This is a genomic window from Virgibacillus phasianinus (assembly GCF_002216775.1).
Taxonomy (GTDB): domain Bacteria; phylum Bacillota; class Bacilli; order Bacillales; family Amphibacillaceae; genus Virgibacillus_F; species Virgibacillus_F phasianinus.
The window spans coordinates 345,386-366,765 of record NZ_CP022315.1; the positions used below are offsets into that span (position 1 = coordinate 345,386).

The window sequence follows — 21,380 nt, forward strand, 5'->3', positions numbered from 1 at the left end:
TCAATCCAAGCTTTTTCAATAACGTCTCCCCATTTAAACGCCACTATATTTTTGGATTTTTTTCATTTTGCTCCTTCATTCGTTTACCAACAATTGAAGTATTAATACCGTTTCTAACAGCCGCTTGAACGACCAGATATAATACAAACATCCCTACTGCCAAAAAAATCAGCCACATTAGAAAAGGAAAGAAAATATAAAAGGATTCCATCAACACACCGCCCCCCAACCTTTATCTAGTACAAACTTTTTCCAGGACTATGCTTCTTAAATAAGGATTTGCTATTATTTTGCTGGGTCATATCAATGGTAACCCCCTTATCAAATCGCCTGGAGGATAGTTGAATAAATATTGCTGCCAACCCAACTGAAACAATCAGCATTACGATCACACCGATAATTCCCATGATAACCGGGTAACCAATTTTCCATGACAGTAGTGTAAGGGCTGTTTTAGCAAGCAATCCTAAAAATCCTCCGATGTTTCCCATATCTTCTATTACTTTTACTGCTTCAACAGGTACAATCAGAAATACGTACGGAATCGCTGTTATAGCTAAGTATAAATAGGACGACACCATTAGGATAATTGCTGTTCCTGGTTTAAGCCGGGCCTGTGGATTTTTCGGATTATATTTTGCTCCAACTGTACCAAGCCATAATCCCACAGAACTTATTCCAATCGTAATAATTGCCTTTACCACGATTCCTGCTATGAATTGTATAATGGTCCAACCTAGGAATATTCCAATGGCACATTCGATAACTGATAATAGAATGAAAGGCAGCAGCCAACTGATCCATAGTTTTCCTAGGGCTATGTTCCGACCTGAAAGCGGTAATGTCTGCAGTATCCATATTGATGATCCCTCACGTGCCACTGAAGATGCTGCCATTGGGCCATTAAAAACAGCGTATAAAAACAATAACGCCCCCTGCGTAATCGGCCAAGAAATATTACGATGCCCTTGCAAATCACTAAGCTCTGCCCCGCTATTTAAAAATCCAAGGACAGGGAAAATAATAAAAAATATAATTGGCATAAAAACTAACCATTCACGCATGTCACGCTTAATTGCAAACCATTCTTTAATTCCGACCGCGATGGCAGGATGATGAATGGAAACCCGTTTTGTTTTACCGTTGCTGTGTTTCCTTGCCTTTTTGCCACTGCCCTCACTTAATCTTATCCATCCTGTTCGAAATCCTTTTTCGACAAGCAGTGAGGCTAAGAACCCGCTAATTCCAGCAAGCAGTAATACCAATACAAAAGGTAATAAAAATTGACTGGATCCAGATGCTGATTCCAAAATGGCTGAACTTCCCCAGCTCATTGGTAGCCATTCTGGCATTACTGGCAAACCAGCTAGTAATCTTTCAGTCATCGACTGGTCGCTTGCGATGTTTGGAAAGACAAAGAGTGCATACACAATTAGTCCTGATAAAGCACTCATAATGGTCATGAACTCATTTGCACGGTTGCCCGGTATTAGTTGAATTAAGACTAGATTTAATAAATAAGCAATCGAAAGCCCAATTATGACAAAAGATAATACAACTAAAATCAGGACTGGATAAAAAAGAATATTAGCATTGATTGCTATCCCATAAACGATTAATGGAATAATGAACACTAGAAAAAGTGCTAAAGGAATTCCTATGAAGCTTTGTATGTACTTCACCCAGAAAATATTTCGTGTAGGTATTGGCATGGTGAATAACATTTGCAGGTCTGTTGCAGCATATAAATGCTTAAAAACTTGAGGCAGCCCGATTAATAATATAAAACCAATCACTGCAATAAACGCATAGGAAATGATTCCTTTAATGATAGGTACAGGAATTGATTCACTGATGTGCCAAATACCATTTGAGATGAAGTAAATAACAATTGCTAAAATAAGCGAAGCAATTCCATAACCAATGTAATTTTTAGGGTTTTGTGCCTTGATGGTATTCTTGGTCATCTTTATTTCATTTCTAAGTAATACCCGCATCATTTGAGATCACCTTGTTCAATCTTGGAAATTTCCGAAATTAATGCCTGTTGATCCACATCTCCCGTTAGTTCTAAGAATATGTCTTCTAGACTCCTGTCAGCACTTCCTTCTTGTTCTTTCAATTCTTCCATGGATCCTAGAGCAATAATTGAACCATCAAGAATGATGCCAATTCGATCGCATAATTGCTCCGCAATCTCAAGAATATGTGTTGTAATAAAGACTGTCATTCCCTGATCACATAATTCGCGAAGCAGGTTCTTCAGATTTCGCGCACTTTTGGGATCCAATCCTACTGTCGGCTCATCAAGAAAAAGAACATCCGGATTATGTACAAGCGCCCCGCATATCGCAATCTTCTGCTTCATTCCATGCGAATAGCTTTCAATAAGATCGTTAGCCCGATCGGTCAGGTTGAAAATATGCAGGAGTTCAGTCGCTTTTTGTATGTATTCATCTTTTTCCAGTTTAAAAACGGATGCAATAAAATGCAGATAATCCCATCCCGATAATTTTGGATAAAGGTTCGGCTGATCCGGGACATAGGCAATCATTTTCTTTGCTTTGATTGGATCTTTCCAAATATCACTACCTTTAATTGCAACAGATCCCTTTGTTGGTTCTAATAATCCTGTCATCATTTTAATTGTTGTCGTTTTTCCGGCGCCATTAGGTCCAAGGAAGCCAAATAATTCGCCTTTGTTAACTTGTAGATCTATCTGGTGAACAGCTTCTTGTTTTCCATATGCTTTAGTTAAATTGGTTAAGTTAATTGATGTTTCATTCAACACCATTCCCCCCTCGAAATTTTCTATATATTCTTTATTGTATCGTTTAAAATGTAAGCTGTCACCACTGTTTTTATTGTTTATGGCAGGAATTAAAAAGAGTTCCTCACCATACCAGATAAGGGACTCTCATTTCGTTCTTTATTTCCAATAATCGGGATCGGCCATCCGCTGCTCCTCAACCGCATCATCCAGATCGGACGGAGTAATCAAATAGATAGGATAGTTGTTTGTTCTTTTTGCTTTCTCATAGAAAAAGCGGTTGCTGCCCGGAAACTCCTCGTCTAATAAAATAAGACAAGCATCGCTTTTTTTGGCAAACCATTCATTTTTGGCCTGGAACTGAAACCCACCCTTATATTCTCCTTTATAAAGAGGCTGATGAAAATCGGCCTCCAAAACTAATGATTGGTACAACTGCTGAATCGGTTCTGGCCAACGACTTTCCTGATTTTCAAATGGCGGAATCACACCAAGTTTAATAGCATACATTTCCCGCAATTCCAAAACGACCTCTCCAGCCCACAACTCAACACCCATTTGCCCGGAGATAAGAACCCATTCTAATCCTTCATCAATAAACGAAAGTAAACGCTTTTTAATTGCAGTTTTGATAAACGATATTTTATGATCATCTGCTTTAAAAATTCCTAATTCCATTGATTTGTATCCTGTTATGGTGAGCACTTTCATTATGGAAGACGAACCTCCTTCAACAATCTCACAGCCGAAAAGGTTAATAATTTTTCAACTCTTGGTAAATAACTTTTTTCCACTGCAGAAACTCTTCACTCAATAGTATGCGCTCATCTCTTGGACGTGTAAATGGTATGTTAAATTCTTTTTTTACTGTGGCCGGATTGGTTGATAGAACAATAATCCTGTCTGATAAATAAATTGCTTCTTCCAGATTATGTGTTACAAATAAAATGGATTTCTTATGTTCGTTCCAAATCTTTAGCAGCCACTGTTGCATTTCCAATCGAGTGAATTCATCAAGGGCTGAAAATGGTTCGTCTAAACAAATGATAGACTGTGGACTAAGCAGACTTCTAACGAAAGCTGCACGCTGTTTCATTCCGCCCGAAAGTTGATGTGGATAGGCGTTTTCATATCCTGCTAATCCAGCACGCCTAATCATCTTTACTGCTTCCTTTTCATTTTTTTCACCATGTAATTCCGCTCCAAGCAGGACATTTTGTAGGATAGTCCGCCACGGTAATAAAGAAGGAGATTGCGGTGTATAACTGATTGCCCCGCTTTTACCATTTATTTGCTTGCCATCAAGATAAATTTCCCCTGTATCAGGTGTACTGATTCCACCAATCAAATGAAATAAAGTACTTTTGCCGCTGCCGGATGGTCCTAAAAGAGAAACAAATTCTCCTTCGTCAACGGAAAATGTCACATTCTCCAAAACGGATTTGGCACCAAAGGCCTTGTCCAGATTATTCACCTGAAGTTTTCCCATTTTAATTCTCCTCTGGTTTCCATTTTACAACTTTTTTCTCTAAGAGATGAATACATGCAAAAAACAATAGACTTAAAATCATAATCAAAAAGATTGCAACAAATACACGATCCGTTCGAAATGACGATGATGCCAGCGTCATATAAACTCCAATTCCTTCACTTGCGCCAAGCCATTCTGCAATCACTGCTCCCATTACACTGTATGTTGCCGAAATCTTTAACCCAGAAAAGACAGAAGGCAACGCATGCGGCCATTCCAGTTTTTTAAATAATTGGGCTCTTGATGCCCCGGCCATTTTCATGTAATGCATCAAGTCAGAATCCGTTTGCCGGAATCCATCAAGCGCTGCGATAACAATTGGAAAGAAACAAACCAATGTGATGATGATAATTTTAGGGAGCATTCCAAAACCAAACCAGATTACAAGCAGCGGCGCTAGTACAATAATCGGGATGTTTTGCGATAAGACTATTAATGGGTAACATGCCTCCCTGACAAGTGGCAGTAAATGCAGACAGCTTGCAACCACAATTCCAACTAGTGTACCAATCGAAAAGCCAATGAGGGTTAACCTTATTGTCGCGAATAGATGATGCTGATAACTTGGCCATTCCGCGACACCTACCTTCCAAATTTGTGATGGTGCCGGAAGAAGCCACGCTGGGATTTCGAATATTCTACTAGCCGTCTCCCATAGAAAAAACAGAAGGAGGAGAACCAATACTGGTCTCCACCCTTTCTTCATTAGCGATTTCATTAGCGGTATTTCACCGTCAATTCATTCATTGATGCACCATTAGGTTTATAGAAGACCTTCACCTGTGAAATGATACTCTCACAACCTAGCTGCACCATTTTCTCGTTCATTTTTTCAATAACAGCCATAAGTTCTGGCAAATCTCCCTCCATAGTTGTTTCAAGTGGATGTACTTCATATTTCACAGCTGATTCATTAATTACAGCAATAGCTGCATCAACATATGGAATAACGTCTTCCCCGTTCTTTGTTTTTGGGATTATTTGTATACTTACAAGTGCGTTGCCCATGTTTATTCCCCCTCTTTTTTTGGTAAAAATTCGTTTGTGAACGCTGCTTCGCTGTCAAGCTTGTGATCCAGCAAGTCGTTTTCATACATCCACTTGGCATAGTTCTCCCATACCTCAAGCTTTTGCACACCCCATTTTGTGGCATCTGCTTGATATTTAGGTGACAGCCATTTTTGACTAGCCTTTACCAATTCTGCATCTAAATCTGGAACAGCATCGATTAAAATTTGTGCTGATTTATCCGGTTTATCGATAGCGAACTCATACCCTTTTGATACAGCAGCAATAAATTTCTTAACTGTATCCGGGTGTTCTTTAATCATTTTTTCATTCGTAGCAAGTACTGGCGTATAGTAATCAAGCTTCTTCGAGTAATCGGTCAGATAAAGCATATTCAGATCGACATCTCTAAGCTCGGCCTCAATTCCAGTCCACCCATAATAAATCCAAGAAAAATCGATATCACGTTTGACCGCAGTAAAGAAATCCGTATTTCCCATATTGACGATGTCTACCTGATCAATATCGGCATTCGCATCTTTCATTAACGAAGATAGAACAGCTTTCTCGACAGGAGCACCGAATCCGCCATATGTCTTACCTTCGAATTCCTTCAAAGAATCAATTCCTTTTTCCTTTGGTGAAGCAAACCCTGAGGTATTGTGCTGGATGACCGCCGCAATTGAAACAATAGGAACGCCCTGGACTCGTGCCTGGGTTACACCTTCTTGATAACTCACACCAAAGTCAGCCTTACCTGAAGCAACTAATTGCTCAGCACCTACCTCACCAGGCATAACGATTTCTACATCCAGCCCTTGATCAGTAAAATATCCTTTTTCCTGTGCTACATAGATTCCGGTATGATTGGTGTTTGGTGTCCAATCAAGAACAATTGATACCTCCTGTAACTCCTGCTTGTTTGCAGTTTTGCTGGTTTCGCTTTCCTTGTTGCATGCTGTAAGAATTAGAATTAAAGCACAGCATAGTACGAATACTATTTTTTTCATCTACCATTCCCCCATTTTTTTCAGGAATGACCAGATTGCTGATGCATTTCTGAGAATAGAAAAACACCCTTAGGAACACTTCCTAGGGCGCATACGAAAATAAATTGTAATCATCGTTTAAACATGTTCCCTCCGCTAGTCTCAACCAGATCAGGTTCCAAGGGTCAGTATCTCTCGGATACAATCTCAACCAGCATTACTGGTCCCCCCACAACTTAGTCTATTAAATTGTATAAACATATAGTAACAGAATCAGCGAATATCTGCTACCTTATTTATTGTTCTTATTTTGATTTTTAAGTATATCCCTGATTTCTATTAGCAAATCTTCTTTTGAATCCTTTTTGCATGGTTTTTTATCAACAGGATCTTCCTTTGGTTGTATCTTCATTAATAGTTTGACAGATAAAAAAATGGAGAAAGAAATAATAGCAAAATCTATAACTGTTTGAATAAAGATACCGTATGTAACCTCCGCATTCCCTATCTTGTACATCAGATTGGAAAAGTCGATGCCATCGAGCAAAATTCCAATCAACGGCATAATAATATTGTCAACCAACGATGTGACGATATTCCCGAATGCCCCGCCAACTACAACTGCAATTGCCAAATCAAGTACATTACCTTTAACAGCGAACGCTTTGAATTCTGACCACAAGCTCGTCACCCCCATCTATATATATATAGCGGGATTTCAGAAAATAGTAGTAGAAAGTTTTTATGAAAGGCTCGGGCGTCGGACAAATTATTTTTCTAATGCCAATCGTCCGTGCATCACGGGGGTATCGACGTCTCACACTTTTCGGTAATTTTAATCAAGCACTCTTAGGTAAAGAGATTTGATGAACTTGACTTATCGCCGGCAATGGCGAAAATCAAAGAGGTGAAGATAACTGAAAACCAAGCTGGTGATATCTTTAGTTTGGACGATATATTCGGGGTTTGGCTGATATATCTGGAATTTGGCTGATTTATTCGAAATTTGGCCGATAATCCAAGTTGGAAGACAACAAGCTGAACTCGGACCACAACACCTTAAAATCGTGAGACAGCCATTTCTCTACCGAGTCGGATTGACTCCCCTTAGGTTCCCACTTATTCTCGCCCGACTTCCACATCCACCCGCCCTAGTTAATCTCTGCCCAGGCCGAGTCCTTCCTTTTATTGCTAACGATATTGACTTATTACTGCGTGATGTTTTGGACTGCGCTAAATGCTCGGCCGCCAAAATCTCTGCTAGTTTCTGAGCATAGACTCTCATTAAGTAAGCTCAGATGGTGCCAAGTTTTAGAATTTCCTTACATGCAAAAAACGGACCACCAACGGGTCCGTTTTTTACTTCATCTGCAAACATTAAGTCCTATTTACTGTTTTGGTTTTTTAATAAATCTCTGATCTCAGATAGCAGCTCTTCTTTAGCATCAATTGCGGGTGCCGCTTCTTCTACTGGCTCTTTCTTACGCTGAAATTTCATAAGCAACCGCACTACCATGAAAATAGAAAATGCAATAATAACAAAGTCGATGATTGATTGAATAAAAACACCATATGTAACCACCGCATCGCCAACTTTGTACGATAATCCAGAAAAATCGACACCATTTAGAAGAATACCAATGAGCGGCATGATTATATTATTCACTAGTGATGTGATGATTTTACCGAAAGCTGCCCCAATTACAACAGCCACCGCCAAGTCCATTACGTTTCCTTTTAAAGCAAATGCTTTAAAATCTGCCCACATGTACATCACCCCCTGTTTGTCGATTATATATAAATTGTCGATTTTTGAACAGCTTTACTACTGAAAAAGGGATGATCATGCTACCGGGCCACCCCTTCCCACACAATTATTCACTTAGTTCATTTGTCATTTTCTTAACCAATTCTGGTCTGCCATGAAACTGTGCTGGTGTATTTTGAAAGAGTTCTATGCTCCATTTCCCTTCTTCTTTTACAGCCACTAACGTTTGATGAGCATTAAGACTGGGGTCAAGTTCTGTTTCTCCCGGTGGAACCATGCCAACAATTGCGCGTAATATTGCCGTATCCGTACTTACCTGTCTAATGCCTTTAACCTTATAGACAAATGGTGGTGTTGGATGTTCCTCGAAGATTGGCTTTAGATGTGCGAATATCTCTTCCCTTCCACTTACAAGGCTGCCATCAAATCCAATCATATCTCCTTCATTTGTATAAAGTTGTGCCATTCCATTTGCATTCCGATTGTTCCATGCATGTATTAATCGCTGATATAATTCCTTTACTTCATTTGTTTCCTTTGATGTCATAATTAATTGCCCCCTTCTTGCCAGCTCTCTATACCACCCTGAACAGTTGTAACATACCTAAATCCCCGTCGCTTCAATTTTGCACTGGCCTTTTTCATTCCCCTCGGGTTATCACTAATTAGAACAATCTCATTCCCTCTCTCAAGCTTTTGAATACCTGCTGATAATTCATTTAATGGAATATTCTCAAAACCGGGGATATAATCCTGCCTGAATGCATCGGACGGGCGTACGTCAATAAATTGCATATCTTTATCTTTCAATTTCACCTTTAATTCAGCTGGTGTCTTATGTCTTACACCGACAACCGGCATTATCCTTTTCAGTAATAAATAAAAAACTGCAGCTAAAATAATAACTAAGATGTTCTCCAATTACAACAAACCCCCATTGATCAGATAGTGTTTACTACTAGGAAAACTATCGTATAACACGCTGCTTGTCAATTATTATAAAAGTGAACCAATGTCTGATGCTGTAGTGGGATAAGCGAAATTAATTCCTTTCAATTGCTTAGTTGTTAGATCAAGCTGAATTGCCATTGAAAAGAAGTTAATCAATTCATCTGCCTCATCACTAAGAATATGCGCCCCGAGAATTCGATCACTGTTTTTATCCGTAATAATTTTCACTGCAGCATGCGTTTCGTTTGTTCTGCTGTACGTGAACCAATCAGAAGTGTCAATGTAATTTATATTAATTTCCTTGTCCAAGCCTTTTGCGGATTCTGCCGACATCCCAACAGTTGCAAGTTTTGGAACTGTAAATGTTACAGACGGTATACCTTTATATACCGCTTCTTTCTGGTTTCCTTTTAAAAGATTGCTGATGACTGTACTTGCGTCAATATTTGCGACCGGTGTTAATGGCGGTCCATCTGTATCCGCTACATCACCAATCGCGTAAACACGTTCGTTTGATGTACTTTGCAGGAATTTATTAACTGTCACACCACTTTTCCCGCTGCCAATACTGCCTTTATCCAGTTTCAACTTTTTTATCGCAGGAACACGACCCGCACCGTGTACAACCATATCAGTGTCCCATGATGCGTCATCAGAATTAACAGTATAACCATTTTCTTTTTTCTCAATAGACTTTACTGGAGCATTTAGATGAATATCAATCCCTATTTCCTTGGATTTTTCCATCAGTTTGTTTACCAATTCCTGATCAAACGCTTTTAATGGTTTTGCGCTTCGATGAACAATATGGACTTCTGCACCTGCCCTTGCTGCAATATGGGCAAACTCGAAGGAAATATAGCCGCCACCTACAAAGACGATGTGCTTTGGCAATTGCTTCAAATCTAAAAATTGATCACTCGTTGTCAGATGTTCTGCGCCATCAATTGGAAGCGGCATTGGAGTCGCTCCTGTTGCAATTACAAATTTATCACCTGTAAGCTTTTGCCCATTAATCTGAATCTCTTTATCACTGACAAACTGTGCTGTCCCATGAAAAGTTGTCACACCAGCATCAGCTAAACTTTTCTCCATAGACTCAGGCACTGGTTGGGTAAAAGTCTCTTTAAATTTTATTAGCTCTGTCCAATCTATTTCCGAATTTGCGTGAATCCCGTTTCCTTGCATACGTTTATTGTGATCAATCAGTTCAGCTGCCCCGACAAGAACCTTTTTTGGATCACATCCCCTTAAAGGGCAAGTGCCACCGTAATCTCTTTCATCCACGATAACCACACTCCAGCCTGCACTCGCGCACTTAGACGCAACGCTTGCCCCACCTGGACCTGTCCCAATCACGATTAAATCAAAGTTTTGTTTCATTATATATTGCGCCTCCTTACTATCCATTTATGCAATTCCCTACCATGAAATGAAGTAAACAAGGCGACATCAACATTGACCGGTTATCGACGCATGTTTTCAGGTTGTTTGATCCAATGTCTGATGCCTTTACCAGCAAAAGGCTCATCTTTAAATCTTGGAATAATATGCAAATGAGCATGAGCAATCGACTGCCCACCAACTTCACCAGTATTCCAGCCAACACTATATCCTTCAGGTGCGTGTGTTTCATCCAGATATTGCTTAGCTTTTTGCAGCATTTCTCTCGTATCCGCCCATTCCTGTTCCGATAAATCAAAAACAGTTTGCCTATGACTCTTTGGGATTATTAAACCACTTCCTTCAAGCACCTCTTGCTCAGAATCCTTTTGTATGTAGTAACAAGTGGCTGCCTGCAAGATAATCTTTTGATTATCGGAAAATGGTGCACAAAGCGGACAGTTATTGGCTGTATTCATGTTATATCATCCTCTCTCCCTTATATTATAGCTTTCGGTCTGAAGGATTAAAATGCAAAACAAGTTTATTTTCAAACTTTTTTCTCCAAAATGTTGCTACTTGGAAATGAACGTGCTATACTAAGATTAATTATTGTTGTTCGGTAGTAAATTAAGGATTGCAGAACCAACTTTATAGTGATTCTCGTCTTGAATTATGATGAAGAGCAAGAATAGTAATAACGTGCGATACGCACATGGAGGAATTTTTAATGAATAACGGTACAGTAAAATGGTTTAACGCGGACAAAGGTTTCGGTTTCATCGAAGTTGAAGGCGGAGACGACGTATTCGTACACTTCTCAGCAATCCAAGGCGAAGGATTCAAAACTTTAGAAGAAGGTCAATCTGTAACTTTCGACGTTGAAGAAGGTAACCGTGGACCACAAGCTACTAACGTTGTTAAAGCGTAAGTAACTTTAAATAAAACACTTCTCATTCTATGGGAAGTGTTTTTTTGTTGGGAAAAAATAATGATCGGAGGTGGAAAGGTCGACGTATTATAAATATCTGACTAACATCTTCAGTATAAACGGTCGGAATGCGATTCGCGCACCAGAATACAGGATCGCTGCAGAAATACATGCCGGTCCTAGAACAATACAAGCCAGTTCGGCTATATACGAGCCGGCTTGTACTCGCCTTGGCCAATAGAAATACCGATCCAATAGGAAACTAAAAAGAGGCTGGGACATAACTAGCCAAAAATAACTTAAAAATGGTTCTGATCATCGGTTTTTGATGGTCAGAACCATTTTTCGTTGGATTGTCTTGATTATCTAGTGGTTGTTTTGTCTTCATGGCGGTGTACTTCCTCAGGTTTACCGCCATGAATGCAAATCCTATTTCATTTTCTACTTTCTCTTTACCTCGTACAGACATACGAGTGAAGCACAAATTAGCCTTCAGAAATCCAAAGACTGGCTCCACATCGATTTTACGATTGCCGTAAATTTCACCAGTTTTCTCTTCCGAAAGCAGTTGCTTAATGTATTCTTTTTGTTGTTCCCATTTTTCGTTGTAATAAATTCTTCGATTATTTCCTTCCTTCGCTTTGGTGCATTGGGAACGCAATGGACAACCTGAACAGTCCTCAGACTCATAAACTTTAAACGATCGTGTTAGTCCGTATTTATCTGTTCGATTGGACATGTGGCTGAACATTAATTGTTTTCTATTTGGACAGGTAAACGTATCGTCTTCATTATTATATTCCCAATTGGTTGTATGGAAAGCGTTATTCTTATGCTTCTTTTTCTTCTCTTTTCGATACTGGTTATAGGTAATCAGCGGTGTGCGTTTTCGATTCTCGATGACATCTTCGTAGTTTTGTTCACTACCATATCCTGCGTCAGCCACGATGTGCTTTGGCAGATTAAAGTAATTATTTTCTATGTTATCCAGAAATGGAATGAAGGTGCGAGTATCTGTCGGATTTGGGAATACATCATAAGCGAGCACATATTGTCCTTCGGTTGCAGCCTGCACATTATACCCAGCTTTCAGCTGGCCGTTCTTCATATAATCATCTTTCATTCGCATAAAAGTGGCATCATGATCCGTCTTCGAATAACTATTGCGTTCTCCGAAGATCTCCATGTCTTTTTGGTATTTCTGTTTTCGCGCCAAATAATCCTTGAATTGTTTGCGGTATTGTTTTGGTGCTTTACGGTCAGACCGTAGTTTTTTACGTGCGCTTACGTCTTCACTCGCTTCTATTTTCTTGTCATACGCTTCTACCTTGCCATCCAGCTGCTCCACTACTTTTTCGAGTTCTTTCGTGGACAGTTCCTCCAGGCTTTCCCGTTCGATTTCCGGAAGAATTTCTTTCTCCAATAATTCATCATACATTTGGTTGGATTTTTCCACCAAATTAGCACTGTACCTTTCAACCGATTTCCCCCATACAAACGTAAATTTATTGGCATTCGCTTCAATCTTGGTTCCATCAATAAAAATCGCTTCTTCATCAATTTGTTTTTCTTCCACTAGCTGACAACGGAATTGCACAAAACATTGACGCAGTAGTTCTTTCACCTCTGGATGCACACGAAAACGATTGATGGTACGATAACTTGGTTCATAACCTTGCGCTAACCACATCATACGCACACTATCTTTAAGTAACCCTTCCATTTTTCTTCCAGAAAAAACCGACTGCGTGTAGGCACATAAGATAATTTTCATCATCATTTGTGGGTGATAGGCTGGACATCCAGTTTCACGGGAAAAGGCAGCGAATGCTTCCTCCGGAATCTGTGTTACAACATCATTTACTGCATAGGCAATATCATTTTTGTCCAATTTTATTTCTAAATCTAAAGGCAACACCACTTGATTTATGTTATAATTTTTAAACATAAGAATCCCTCCGATAATTATTGTGTGGTTACTTTAATTCTATCAAAGGGGATTCTTTTTGTTTAGTAAAAATAAACAATTATATAAAAAAAGCGTGGTATGTCACCTGAACGGTGAGTGCCACGCTTTTTTATTTACTGGGTTTTGTCCCAGCCTCTTTTACATTCTACATAAATGTATCTGTCAGATTGGTAACGATTTGTTTTTTACGGGATACAACACCTTTTAACAATGCCCGATTGTTTTCAAGCTTCACGTTAAATGCCTTTTCGACGTTGTCTTTTGCTTGTCCAAGGGCAATAACTTCTGAATCATTGTTTAGAATGTCAGTTACAACAAACAAAAATAAATCTAATTTTTTATCTGCAATAGTAGCGTTAATTTCCTGCTCTAATTCTGATTGAAGGTCAATGACTTTACTAGTATCAACAGCATTCACCTGTGCAATTTCCACTTTTGATCCGTTCATTTCAAACTCTTTCGCATCCATAGTAATTAAATCATTGATTGATTTATCACTTAAATCTGCTCCAGCCTGAAGCATTGCCAGACCATATTCATCCAGGTTTACTCCAGCGATTTCTGCCAGTTCATGTGCCGCATCCACATCTTCCTGGGTACAGGTTGGTGACTTCAACAATAGTGAATCAGAAATAATTGCAGATACCAATAAACCGGCAATATTTTTTGTGATTTCGATGTTATTTTCTTCATACATTTTCTTTAAAATTGTCGCTGTACAACCTACCGGCTCAACGCGGAAATAAAGAGGCTCTTTTGTTTCGAAATTAGCAATACGATGGTGGTCAATAACTTCTACAATTTTCACTTCTTTAATATTATCGACACTTTGCTGGAATTCATTGTGGTCAACCAAGATGACGTTCTCAATTTCAGCGGGTACGTGTTCGATTAGCTCTGGTTTTTCAACATTAAAATAATCAAGTGCATACTCAGTTTCTTTATTAACTTCGCCTAAACGAACTGCCTGAGTGTCCTGCCCCAGTTTATTTTTCAAATAAGACGCTGCAAGTGCTGCAGTTATCGTGTCTGTATCTGGACTTTTATGTCCAAAAATAAGTGTTTTCACCATGATAACTCTCCTCTGTCCAATATCTTAAATATCTTTCATCCTTTTTAGTTATATCAATTATAGTACGGAATTGCAAAAGAAAAAACATACCATTGTTTAGATCAGTAGAAATTAAGGTAATAAATATTACTAAGAATGAATCTGCAAATTAGGAGGATTTTTCACATGGCAAATAAACAATCATTGCAAAAAGAAACCTCATCATTTTGGAGAAGCACAGATAAACTTCCTAATTATAATCAGTTGGACAAAGACATCCTTGTAGATACAGTAGTGGCAGGTGGGGGCATCGCCGGGATCACAACGGCTTATATGCTTGCCAAAAAAGGTAAGAAAGTTGCCTTAGTCGAGGCAAGACAGCTTGTCAGTGGAACGACTGGCTATACTACTTCTAAATTAACAGCACAACATGATCTTATCTACAATGAATTAATCAAACGATACAATAAAGATACGGCCAAAAAGTATTACCAGGCTAATATGGAAGCATTGGCACTGGTCAAAAAATTTCAATCAGAAGAGAAAATTGATTGTGAATTGGAAGAAGCGGATGCCTATGTATACACAGAAACAAGTGACTGGGAAGAATGGCTGGAAAGAGAGGCACATGCTTATGAAACGCTTGGAATAGATGGTGAATTAGTTAAGAATATGCCGCTTGATCTTGATATCAAATCAGCAATCGTGATGCATAAACAAGCGCAATTCCATCCAGTTAAATACCTGCATGGCTTATTAAAAGCGATTGAGAAGAACGGTGGGGAAATTTACGAACACACAACTGTCATGGACGTGGAAAATAACAATGGCCTGACATGTAAAACAGACAAGGGATATAGCTTAACATGTGAAAATATTGTATTTGCAACGCACGCTCCTATCTATGAGCCGGATGACTTTTACTCAAACCATCTTAAGCCTGAAAGCTCTTATGCTTTAGCTGTGAAAACGGAAAAATCCTTTCCAGGTAGCATGTACATCAATGCAGAACTGCCAAAAAGAACAATGCGGGCAATGAAAGTTGACGGTGAAGATTACGTTCTAGTCGGCGGTGAAAGTCATGACACTGGTGACGGGCTATCAAGTCAGGAACGATATGAGGAACTACTCGCGTATGCGGATAAACATTTTGGTGTAATAGAAGTTGTTGATCATTGGTCGTCACATGATTTGTTTTCACCTGATCGAATCCCGTTTATAGGGAAAATGTTTGCTGACAAGGAAAATATTTATACGGCCACAGGCTTTGGAAAATGGGGACTATCAGCCGCAACAATCGGCGCAGAGGTATTAACTGATTTAATACTAGGTAAATTTAACGTATATACCTCCCTGTTTTCTCCTGCTAGGGAGTTAAACGATACAGATAAGGAAGATGAATCAGAAACTAATGCCAGAACTGATGCTAATGAAGCAACCAAGTCCAAGGATTTGGAAAATGGGCAAGGTGCCATGATTGAAATCGACGGTGATGAAATTGGCGCTTACCGCGATAATCAGGGGGAACTGCATCTCCTTGATATATCATGTACCCATATGGGCTGTGGCGTAGTATGGAATGACGGTGACCACACATGGGATTGTCCATGTCACGGATCCAGGTTTAACGCTATAGGTGAAGTTATTGAAGGCCCAGCAATTGAACCATTAGGAAAAGCAGAAAAATAATCCAAAGAAACTACCTGTTTCACCAAGCGGGTAGTTTCTTATCCCAAGTTATTATACCAAGTAATAATAGAACTTTTAATTTCTTCATCTTCAACCTCATGGACACCAAACCCATGGATATCCACTACCCGTACAAATTCATTGGAGCCATATTCCAGTTTGACAATGCAATAGCCTTCTATTTGTGACGGTGTAATCTCAAGTATGGTCTCGTTCTTGTAATAGTGTTCGATTTTCTCCCGGTCATCGACGGGCAAATACCAGTCTTCCGGAGCAGTCGATGTTTCATCAGCCATTACAGTTTCGAAATCCATCTCCACCTTATCGTCACCCATTTTGAGGTAAATTCGCTGGAGTAATTGAATATTTTCAGCAAAGCCAATAAATAACATCCCAAGTATAAATCCACCAATCGACCAAGTGAAAAATATTCCCCAGCCAAACTGGTTTCCAAAGTCTGCATTAGCAGCACCAAATACAATGCCAACAAATATGCCGATTGTAATTTCCGCCACTCCTATAATAAATAAAATTTTTGCTATAATATTTTCATACATTCGTCTTTGCCTCCTTCTATTTTATTATGACACATTCCCAAAATAAATCCCTAGTAAAGGCGATAAATTTTACAATCAACCCATTTATTTTTATAGTTAGTGAAGAAAGGATTTTTATATGACAAAAATTATTGTAATTGGCGGAGGAATATTGGGTGCATCGACAGCCTATCAATTGGCTAAAAATGGCGCTGAAATAACGATTGTTGACCGCGCGGATTTCGGAAAAGCTACCGATGCTGCAGCTGGTATCGTTTGCCCATGGTTGTCGCAGCGACGAAATCAAAAGTGGTACAGATTGGCTAAAGGCGGCGCTAAAGTATATCCTGAGATAATTCACTCGCTGGCAACTGATGGCGAGCAGGACACGGGATATGACCAGGTTGGTGCATTAAGCATCCATACCTCCATTGAAAAGCTGGAAGCAATGCGAAAAAGGGCCCTGAAACGTCGCGCAGATGCACCTGAAATAGGTGATATATCCCTTCTTGACCATAAACAGGCAAAAGCTCTTTTTCCACCTCTAGAGGACGGATATCAGGCAATTCACGTTACTGGTGCCGCTCGTGTCGATGGCGGGAAGCTGTGTATGTCGCTTATTAGGGGTGCTCAAAAATATGGTGCCCAGTTTATTACTGGTGATGCCACCATTCTTCATGAAGGAAAAACAATTACTGGCGCACGAGTAAATGGAGAAATCATTTATTCTGATATTGTCATTGCAACAAATGGTGTGTGGATGCCTGACCTTCTACATCCTTTAGGAATAGATATTGACGTTACGTCACAAAAGGCACAGCTGACACATGTCCAGTTTCCAAACATGGATTCTTCCGATTGGCCCGTTATTATGCCACCAAATGACCAGTATATTTTATCATTAGCGGGTAATCACATTGTTCTTGGAGCTACCCATGAGAATAATATAGGTTTTGACCATCGTGTTACTATTGGCGGTGTGCATGAAATTTTATCAAAGGCATTAACTATTGCTCCGGCATTATCAGAATGCACATTTCTTGAAACCCGTGTAGGATTCAGACCTTTCACGCCAGATTTCCTACCAATATTTGGCGCTGTACCCGATTTTGACGGATTATTAATCGGAAATGGTTTGGGAGCATCCGGCCTAACGATGGGCCCGTTTATTGGTATGCAGCTGGCCAAACTAGCATTACAGCAAGAAGTGGATGTTCCATTAGAGGATTACTCCGCTGCACAAGCGATAAAATAGCCCAATTTGGTTCAGACCAAATTGGGCTATTTCTACCTATTTAATGATAAGGACAGGGCAGTTTACCCTTTTAGCCACTTTATGGCTGACACTGCCTAAAATGAATGTCTGCAGATTATTAAGTCCTCTGCTTCCAATCACAACACAGTCAAAATCATGTTCATTCGCATATTCAACAATCGTAGGTCCAGGTTCCCCGTGCAAGACTTCCACAGTATATGGGACAGCTGAACGGTGAAGCGATTGCTCCACAGTGTGTATTTTCTCCCGGCGGCTTCTTTCCACTTCAAATTTATCTGCGTTATGCAATACATCAGATTTTGATGTTTGTCCGTCTACAACATAAATCACTTTAATAGTGCCTGCAAACTTTTGCGCCAGTTCAATTGCATGATCTGTTGATCGCAGCGAATGCTCGGAGCCATCGGTCGCCAATAAAATGTTTTGAAACAAGAGCTGCACCTCCATTTGATTTATTAACTCTTTTACATCCACCCAATAAACTCTTTAGTGACCAGACGCTTTTGATAACCCGCCAATCCGATTCTTCAAATGCTGACTATCTTCATTTAATCCCGTATACGTAACGCTTATTCCCTGCTGTTCGAATTTCATTTCAATTTTATCTAATGCACCGATCGCAGAGTCATCCCATAAATGCGCGTTGCTCAAATTAACTTCTACTTCCTCAACGGTATCATGGAAAGTAAATTTTTTCGTGAAATCAGTCACAGATGCAAAGAACAATTGACCATTTACATAATAAATGCGTTTTTCCGTATCATTCACTAATTCATTAGTCACTTTCACCTTGGAAATTTTTGCGGCAAAGAAAATGGCACTTAATAGTACGCCTGCAAAAACACCCTTTGAAAGATCATTTGTAAGAATTACAATCACGACGGTTGTCACCATTACTACCGCATCTGTTCTAGGCAACTTATGCAAATTCCTTAATGATGACCAATCAAATGTTCCAATTGAAACCATAAACATAACACCAACTAGTGCTGCCATTGGAATTTTGACAACAACACTACTCAATACAATTATCAAAAACATTAAAAATAAGCCTGCAACAAATGTGGACAATCTGCCCCTTCCACCTGATTTACAGTTAATAACTGACTGACCAATCATCGCGCATCCTGCCATTCCCCGAAGAAACCAGCAACAATATTTGCTATTCCTTGGCCACGACTTTCTTTATCTTTATTCCCTTCCGTATCTGTCATATCATCGACAATACTTGCTGTCAGTAATGTTTCAAGTAAACCTACAACTGCAAGGGCCAGCGAATATGGCAAGATAATCATTAATGTTTCGAATGTTAATGGAATCGAGGGCAGTAAAAACACTGGTAACTGCGATGACAAATTTCCTAAGTCCCCTACCGTTTTACTATCAATTCCACCAAAGACCGTTATTAATGTAATAATGATAATAGCAACAAGTGTTGATGGAACAGCCTTTGTTATTCTAGGAAACCCATAAATAATAACTAGAGTAAGAGCCACTAACACGTACATTACCCAGGTCTCTCCCACAAAATGCTGAAGCTGTGCCATGAAAATCAAAATGGCCAATGCATTCACAAAACCTACCATCACCGAACGCGGGACAAATTTCATTACCCTTGCTAATTTAAAAACACCGAATAAAATTTGAATAATTCCTGTTAAAATGGTTGCTGCCAGTAAATACTGCAAACCATAATCCGCGATAAGCGACACCATTAGCAATGCCATGGAGCCAGTTGCTGCTGATATCATCGCGGGCCTTCCGCCGACAAAAGAAATCACAATTGCGATACAAAACGATGCATACAAACCAACCATTGGATCTACACCTGCAATAATGGAGAATGCTATCGCCTCTGGTATTAGTGCCATTGCTACTACCATACCAGATAGGATATCCGCCCTTATGTTCCCAAACCAATCCTTCTTTATTTGTTCTAAATTCAAATCCATACCTCTTTCTATTATTATTTTGAAAAGCCTTCTACAAGGCTTTAACCGTAGATAACTTATGTATCATACCACATTTAGAAACAATGAAAAACTCCCTATGTAAGCGCTGTTATCCCTGATATACTTTATTATTCTAGCTAATACTTGCATATACTTACATAGTTCCTTGCATACAAAAATCCGAGGTAGCAAATCTTGTAAGCTAACTCGGATTTCTATACATCCTTTTAATCTATTTATTCTTGTATCTTGATCTTTCTTCTTCTACAACATACCATGTGGATCTATTACAAATTTCTTGGAAACACCACTATCAAAGTCATCATACCCTTGGGGTGCCTCATCAAGTGAAATTACCGTTGCATTAACCGCCTTTGCTATGTTTGCCTTACCATTCAATATGGCATTCATCAGTTGGCGGTGATATTTCATGACAGGGGTTTGTCCCGTAACAAAATGCTGTGCCTTTGACCAGCCGACACCAAAGTTAACCTTCAATGAACCTTGTTGTGCATCCTTATCTGATGCGCCTGGATCTTCCACTACGTATAGTCCCGGAATACCCATCTTACCACCTGCTTCAACGACGTCCATCATGGTATTTAAAACCGTTGCAGGTGCTTCTTTATGGTCTGTCCCATGTCCATATGCTTCAAATCCAACCGCATCAATTGCTGAGTCTACTACAGGCTCACCTAAAATTTGTTCAATTTGTTCCCCGACATTATCATGTTTTTTTAGGTTAATTGTTTCGCAGCCAAAACTTTCCGCTTGTTTCAAGCGTTCTGGCTTAAGATCTCCTACGATAACTACAGCTGCTCCCAGTAGCTGTGCTGAGTGAGCTGCTGCCAATCCTACCGGTCCGGCACCAGCAACATAGACAGTTGAACCAGTTGTTACACCAGCACTAACAGCACCATGATAGCCCGTTGGAAAAATGTCTGACAGCATAGTTAAATCCAATATTTTATCCATTGCCTGGTCTTTATCAGGGAACTTTAATAATTGGAAGTCCGCATAAGGGATCATAACATATTCAGACTGACCGCCAACCCAGCCGCCCATATCGACATAGCCATATGCCCCGCCTGGTTGCTGTGGATTTACATGTGTACAAATATGGGTATCCTGACGCTTACACATTTTACACCGGCCGCAAGCAACATTAAAAGGAACAGAAACAAAGTCACCTTTGCTAATAAACTCGACATCTCGTCCAGCCTCAATAACTTCTCCCGTTATTTCATGACCAAGTACCAATCCCGATGGTGCAGTTGTCCGTCCGCGCACCATATGCTGATCACTGCCACATATATTGGTAGTAATTATTTTTAGAATAACACCATGCTCACACTTACGACCTGCATTCCCTTCTGGTACACCTGGTCCATTCTCAAGAATTAAATCAGGAAATTTTATGTCCTTTACTTCGACACCACCTGAACCTGTATAAACAACTCCTCGATTATCAGCCATTCTTATCCTCCTAATAAGTAGTTGCCAAATGATCCATCCAGTACAATATGTTTTCAAATTACATCAACTCAGCTCCTCCTATAGTTGAATATTCAGTTAT

Annotated in this window: 22 protein-coding genes, 1 pseudogene and 1 riboswitch; of the genes and pseudogenes, 3 read left to right on the top strand and 20 right to left on the bottom strand. The window is 39.6% G+C overall.

Annotated features, from left to right (window positions below):
• Positions 1 to 43: 43 nt before the first annotated feature.
• The 14 genes from CFK37_RS20115 to CFK37_RS01760 all read right to left on the bottom strand — a co-directional run bounded on the left by CFK37_RS20115 (position 44) and on the right by CFK37_RS01760 (position 10,879).
• Complete coding sequence (locus CFK37_RS20115) at positions 44 to 211, bottom strand: hypothetical protein (protein WP_172840442.1); 168 nt, start codon at positions 209 to 211, stop codon at positions 44 to 46.
• A gap of 25 nt (positions 212 to 236) precedes the next feature.
• Complete coding sequence (locus CFK37_RS01700; protein WP_089060292.1) at positions 237 to 2,000, bottom strand: putative ABC transporter permease subunit; 1,764 nt, start codon at positions 1,998 to 2,000, stop codon at positions 237 to 239.
• A complete protein-coding gene (locus tag CFK37_RS01705) occupies positions 1,997 to 2,794 on the bottom strand; it encodes an ABC transporter ATP-binding protein (RefSeq protein ID WP_089060293.1) in 798 nt (265 codons plus the stop codon). Before CFK37_RS01705 ends, CFK37_RS01700 begins: the two co-directional genes overlap by 4 nt.
• Positions 2,795 to 2,929: 135 nt before the next feature.
• Positions 2,930 to 3,481, bottom strand: a complete 552-nt coding sequence (locus tag CFK37_RS01710; protein ID WP_089060294.1) for an SLOG family protein — start codon at positions 3,479 to 3,481, stop codon at positions 2,930 to 2,932.
• Positions 3,482 to 3,524: 43 nt separating this feature from the next.
• Positions 3,525 to 4,259, bottom strand: coding sequence for an ABC transporter ATP-binding protein (locus CFK37_RS01715; protein WP_089060295.1), 735 nt, complete (start codon positions 4,257 to 4,259; stop codon positions 3,525 to 3,527).
• A gap of 1 nt (position 4,260) precedes the next feature.
• The gene (locus CFK37_RS01720; RefSeq protein ID WP_089060296.1) at positions 4,261 to 5,019 is read right to left on the bottom strand and encodes an ABC transporter permease; all 759 of its coding nucleotides are present in this window, start codon (positions 5,017 to 5,019) and stop codon (positions 4,261 to 4,263) included.
• A complete protein-coding gene (locus CFK37_RS01725) occupies positions 5,019 to 5,309 on the bottom strand; it encodes a thiamine-binding protein (protein ID WP_089060297.1) in 291 nt (96 codons plus the stop codon). The genes CFK37_RS01720 and CFK37_RS01725 overlap by 1 nt, the downstream gene beginning before the upstream one ends.
• Positions 5,310 to 5,311: 2 nt before the next feature.
• On the bottom strand, positions 5,312 to 6,319 hold the full coding sequence (locus CFK37_RS01730) for an ABC transporter substrate-binding protein (RefSeq protein ID WP_089060298.1): 1,008 nt from the start codon (positions 6,317 to 6,319) through the stop codon (positions 5,312 to 5,314).
• A 110-nt stretch (positions 6,320 to 6,429) separates the two neighbouring features.
• A riboswitch (TPP riboswitch) is annotated at positions 6,430 to 6,539 on the bottom strand.
• A gap of 51 nt (positions 6,540 to 6,590) precedes the next feature.
• Positions 6,591 to 6,980 carry a large-conductance mechanosensitive channel protein MscL gene (mscL, locus tag CFK37_RS01735; RefSeq protein WP_089060299.1) on the bottom strand — a complete coding sequence of 130 codons (390 nt, stop codon included), beginning with the start codon at positions 6,978 to 6,980 and terminating at the stop codon, positions 6,591 to 6,593.
• Between the two features lie 702 nt (positions 6,981 to 7,682).
• On the bottom strand, positions 7,683 to 8,066 hold the full coding sequence (gene mscL, locus CFK37_RS01740) for a large conductance mechanosensitive channel protein MscL (RefSeq protein ID WP_089060300.1): 384 nt from the start codon (positions 8,064 to 8,066) through the stop codon (positions 7,683 to 7,685).
• Between the two features lie 106 nt (positions 8,067 to 8,172).
• Positions 8,173 to 8,613, bottom strand: a complete 441-nt coding sequence (locus CFK37_RS01745; RefSeq protein WP_089060301.1) for an SgcJ/EcaC family oxidoreductase — start codon at positions 8,611 to 8,613, stop codon at positions 8,173 to 8,175.
• A gap of 2 nt (positions 8,614 to 8,615) precedes the next feature.
• Complete coding sequence (locus CFK37_RS01750) at positions 8,616 to 8,987, bottom strand: rhodanese-like domain-containing protein (protein WP_089060302.1); 372 nt, start codon at positions 8,985 to 8,987, stop codon at positions 8,616 to 8,618.
• 75 nt (positions 8,988 to 9,062) lie between these two features.
• On the bottom strand, positions 9,063 to 10,400 hold the full coding sequence (locus tag CFK37_RS01755; RefSeq protein ID WP_089060303.1) for a dihydrolipoyl dehydrogenase family protein: 1,338 nt from the start codon (positions 10,398 to 10,400) through the stop codon (positions 9,063 to 9,065).
• Positions 10,401 to 10,483: 83 nt separating this feature from the next.
• Positions 10,484 to 10,879, bottom strand: a complete 396-nt coding sequence (locus CFK37_RS01760; protein WP_089060304.1) for an HIT family protein — start codon at positions 10,877 to 10,879, stop codon at positions 10,484 to 10,486.
• A gap of 251 nt (positions 10,880 to 11,130) precedes the next feature.
• Between CFK37_RS01760 and CFK37_RS01765 the strand changes: the two genes are divergently transcribed.
• A complete protein-coding gene (locus CFK37_RS01765; RefSeq protein WP_089060305.1) occupies positions 11,131 to 11,331 on the top strand; it encodes a cold-shock protein in 201 nt (66 codons plus the stop codon).
• A gap of 262 nt (positions 11,332 to 11,593) precedes the next feature.
• On the opposite strand, the gene CFK37_RS01770 is transcribed toward CFK37_RS01765, so the two are convergent.
• The gene (locus CFK37_RS01770; protein WP_245837290.1) at positions 11,594 to 13,279 is read right to left on the bottom strand and encodes an IS1182 family transposase; all 1,686 of its coding nucleotides are present in this window, start codon (positions 13,277 to 13,279) and stop codon (positions 11,594 to 11,596) included.
• Positions 13,280 to 13,445: 166 nt separating this feature from the next.
• Positions 13,446 to 14,372 (bottom strand): manganese-dependent inorganic pyrophosphatase, encoded by a 927-nt coding sequence (locus tag CFK37_RS01775; protein ID WP_089060306.1) that lies wholly within the window; start codon positions 14,370 to 14,372, stop codon positions 13,446 to 13,448.
• A gap of 165 nt (positions 14,373 to 14,537) precedes the next feature.
• Between CFK37_RS01775 and CFK37_RS01780 the strand changes: the two genes are divergently transcribed.
• Positions 14,538 to 16,040, top strand: a complete 1,503-nt coding sequence (locus tag CFK37_RS01780; RefSeq protein WP_172840443.1) for an FAD-dependent oxidoreductase — start codon at positions 14,538 to 14,540, stop codon at positions 16,038 to 16,040.
• 38 nt (positions 16,041 to 16,078) lie between these two features.
• Here the strand turns inward: CFK37_RS01780 and CFK37_RS01785 are convergent, their stop codons facing one another.
• Positions 16,079 to 16,597, bottom strand: a complete 519-nt coding sequence (locus CFK37_RS01785; RefSeq protein WP_089060308.1) for a hypothetical protein — start codon at positions 16,595 to 16,597, stop codon at positions 16,079 to 16,081.
• 118 nt (positions 16,598 to 16,715) lie between these two features.
• Between CFK37_RS01785 and CFK37_RS01790 the strand changes: the two genes are divergently transcribed.
• Positions 16,716 to 17,831, top strand: a complete 1,116-nt coding sequence (locus tag CFK37_RS01790) for an NAD(P)/FAD-dependent oxidoreductase (RefSeq protein WP_089060309.1) — start codon at positions 16,716 to 16,718, stop codon at positions 17,829 to 17,831.
• 36 nt (positions 17,832 to 17,867) lie between these two features.
• Here CFK37_RS01790 and CFK37_RS01795 read toward each other — a convergent pair whose 3' ends face one another.
• The 3 genes and pseudogenes from CFK37_RS01795 to fdhA all read right to left on the bottom strand — a co-directional run bounded on the left by CFK37_RS01795 (position 17,868) and on the right by fdhA (position 21,280).
• A complete protein-coding gene (locus CFK37_RS01795; RefSeq protein WP_089063505.1) occupies positions 17,868 to 18,284 on the bottom strand; it encodes a universal stress protein in 417 nt (138 codons plus the stop codon).
• 54 nt (positions 18,285 to 18,338) lie between these two features.
• A pseudogene (locus CFK37_RS01800) lies at positions 18,339 to 19,804 on the bottom strand (SulP family inorganic anion transporter).
• A 264-nt stretch (positions 19,805 to 20,068) separates the two neighbouring features.
• Positions 20,069 to 21,280 carry a formaldehyde dehydrogenase, glutathione-independent gene (gene fdhA / locus CFK37_RS01805; protein ID WP_089060310.1) on the bottom strand — a complete coding sequence of 404 codons (1,212 nt, stop codon included), beginning with the start codon at positions 21,278 to 21,280 and terminating at the stop codon, positions 20,069 to 20,071.
• Positions 21,281 to 21,380 lie beyond the last annotated feature (100 nt).

Bases quoted from the DNA above. Each gene is read 5' to 3' on its own strand.
- CFK37_RS01755 (WP_089060303.1), bottom strand. From the start codon at position 10,400: ATGAAACAAAACTTTGATTTAATCGTGATTGGGACAGGTCCAGGTGGG.
- CFK37_RS01715 (WP_089060295.1), bottom strand. From the start codon at position 4,259: ATGGGAAAACTTCAGGTGAATAATCTGGACAAGGCCTTTGGTGCCAAA.
- CFK37_RS01700 (WP_089060292.1), bottom strand. From the start codon at position 2,000: ATGATGCGGGTATTACTTAGAAATGAAATAAAGATGACCAAGAATACC.
- CFK37_RS01745 (WP_089060301.1), bottom strand. From the start codon at position 8,613: ATGACATCAAAGGAAACAAATGAAGTAAAGGAATTATATCAGCGATTA.
- CFK37_RS01780 (WP_172840443.1), top strand. From the start codon at position 14,538: ATGGCAAATAAACAATCATTGCAAAAAGAAACCTCATCATTTTGGAGA.
- CFK37_RS01725 (WP_089060297.1), bottom strand. From the start codon at position 5,309: ATGGGCAACGCACTTGTAAGTATACAAATAATCCCAAAAACAAAGAAC.
- CFK37_RS01760 (WP_089060304.1), bottom strand. From the start codon at position 10,879: ATGAATACAGCCAATAACTGTCCGCTTTGTGCACCATTTTCCGATAAT.
- CFK37_RS01785 (WP_089060308.1), bottom strand. From the start codon at position 16,597: ATGTATGAAAATATTATAGCAAAAATTTTATTTATTATAGGAGTGGCG.
- mscL (WP_089060300.1), bottom strand. From the start codon at position 8,066: ATGTGGGCAGATTTTAAAGCATTTGCTTTAAAAGGAAACGTAATGGAC.
- CFK37_RS01770 (WP_245837290.1), bottom strand. From the start codon at position 13,279: ATGTTTAAAAATTATAACATAAATCAAGTGGTGTTGCCTTTAGATTTA.
- fdhA (WP_089060310.1), bottom strand. From the start codon at position 21,280: ATGGCTGATAATCGAGGAGTTGTTTATACAGGTTCAGGTGGTGTCGAA.
- CFK37_RS01765 (WP_089060305.1), top strand. From the start codon at position 11,131: ATGAATAACGGTACAGTAAAATGGTTTAACGCGGACAAAGGTTTCGGT.
- CFK37_RS01790 (WP_089060309.1), top strand. From the start codon at position 16,716: ATGACAAAAATTATTGTAATTGGCGGAGGAATATTGGGTGCATCGACA.
- CFK37_RS01720 (WP_089060296.1), bottom strand. From the start codon at position 5,019: ATGAAATCGCTAATGAAGAAAGGGTGGAGACCAGTATTGGTTCTCCTC.
- CFK37_RS01775 (WP_089060306.1), bottom strand. From the start codon at position 14,372: ATGGTGAAAACACTTATTTTTGGACATAAAAGTCCAGATACAGACACG.
- CFK37_RS01730 (WP_089060298.1), bottom strand. From the start codon at position 6,319: ATGAAAAAAATAGTATTCGTACTATGCTGTGCTTTAATTCTAATTCTT.
- CFK37_RS01710 (WP_089060294.1), bottom strand. From the start codon at position 3,481: ATGAAAGTGCTCACCATAACAGGATACAAATCAATGGAATTAGGAATT.
- CFK37_RS20115 (WP_172840442.1), bottom strand. From the start codon at position 211: ATGGAATCCTTTTATATTTTCTTTCCTTTTCTAATGTGGCTGATTTTT.
- CFK37_RS01705 (WP_089060293.1), bottom strand. From the start codon at position 2,794: ATGGTGTTGAATGAAACATCAATTAACTTAACCAATTTAACTAAAGCA.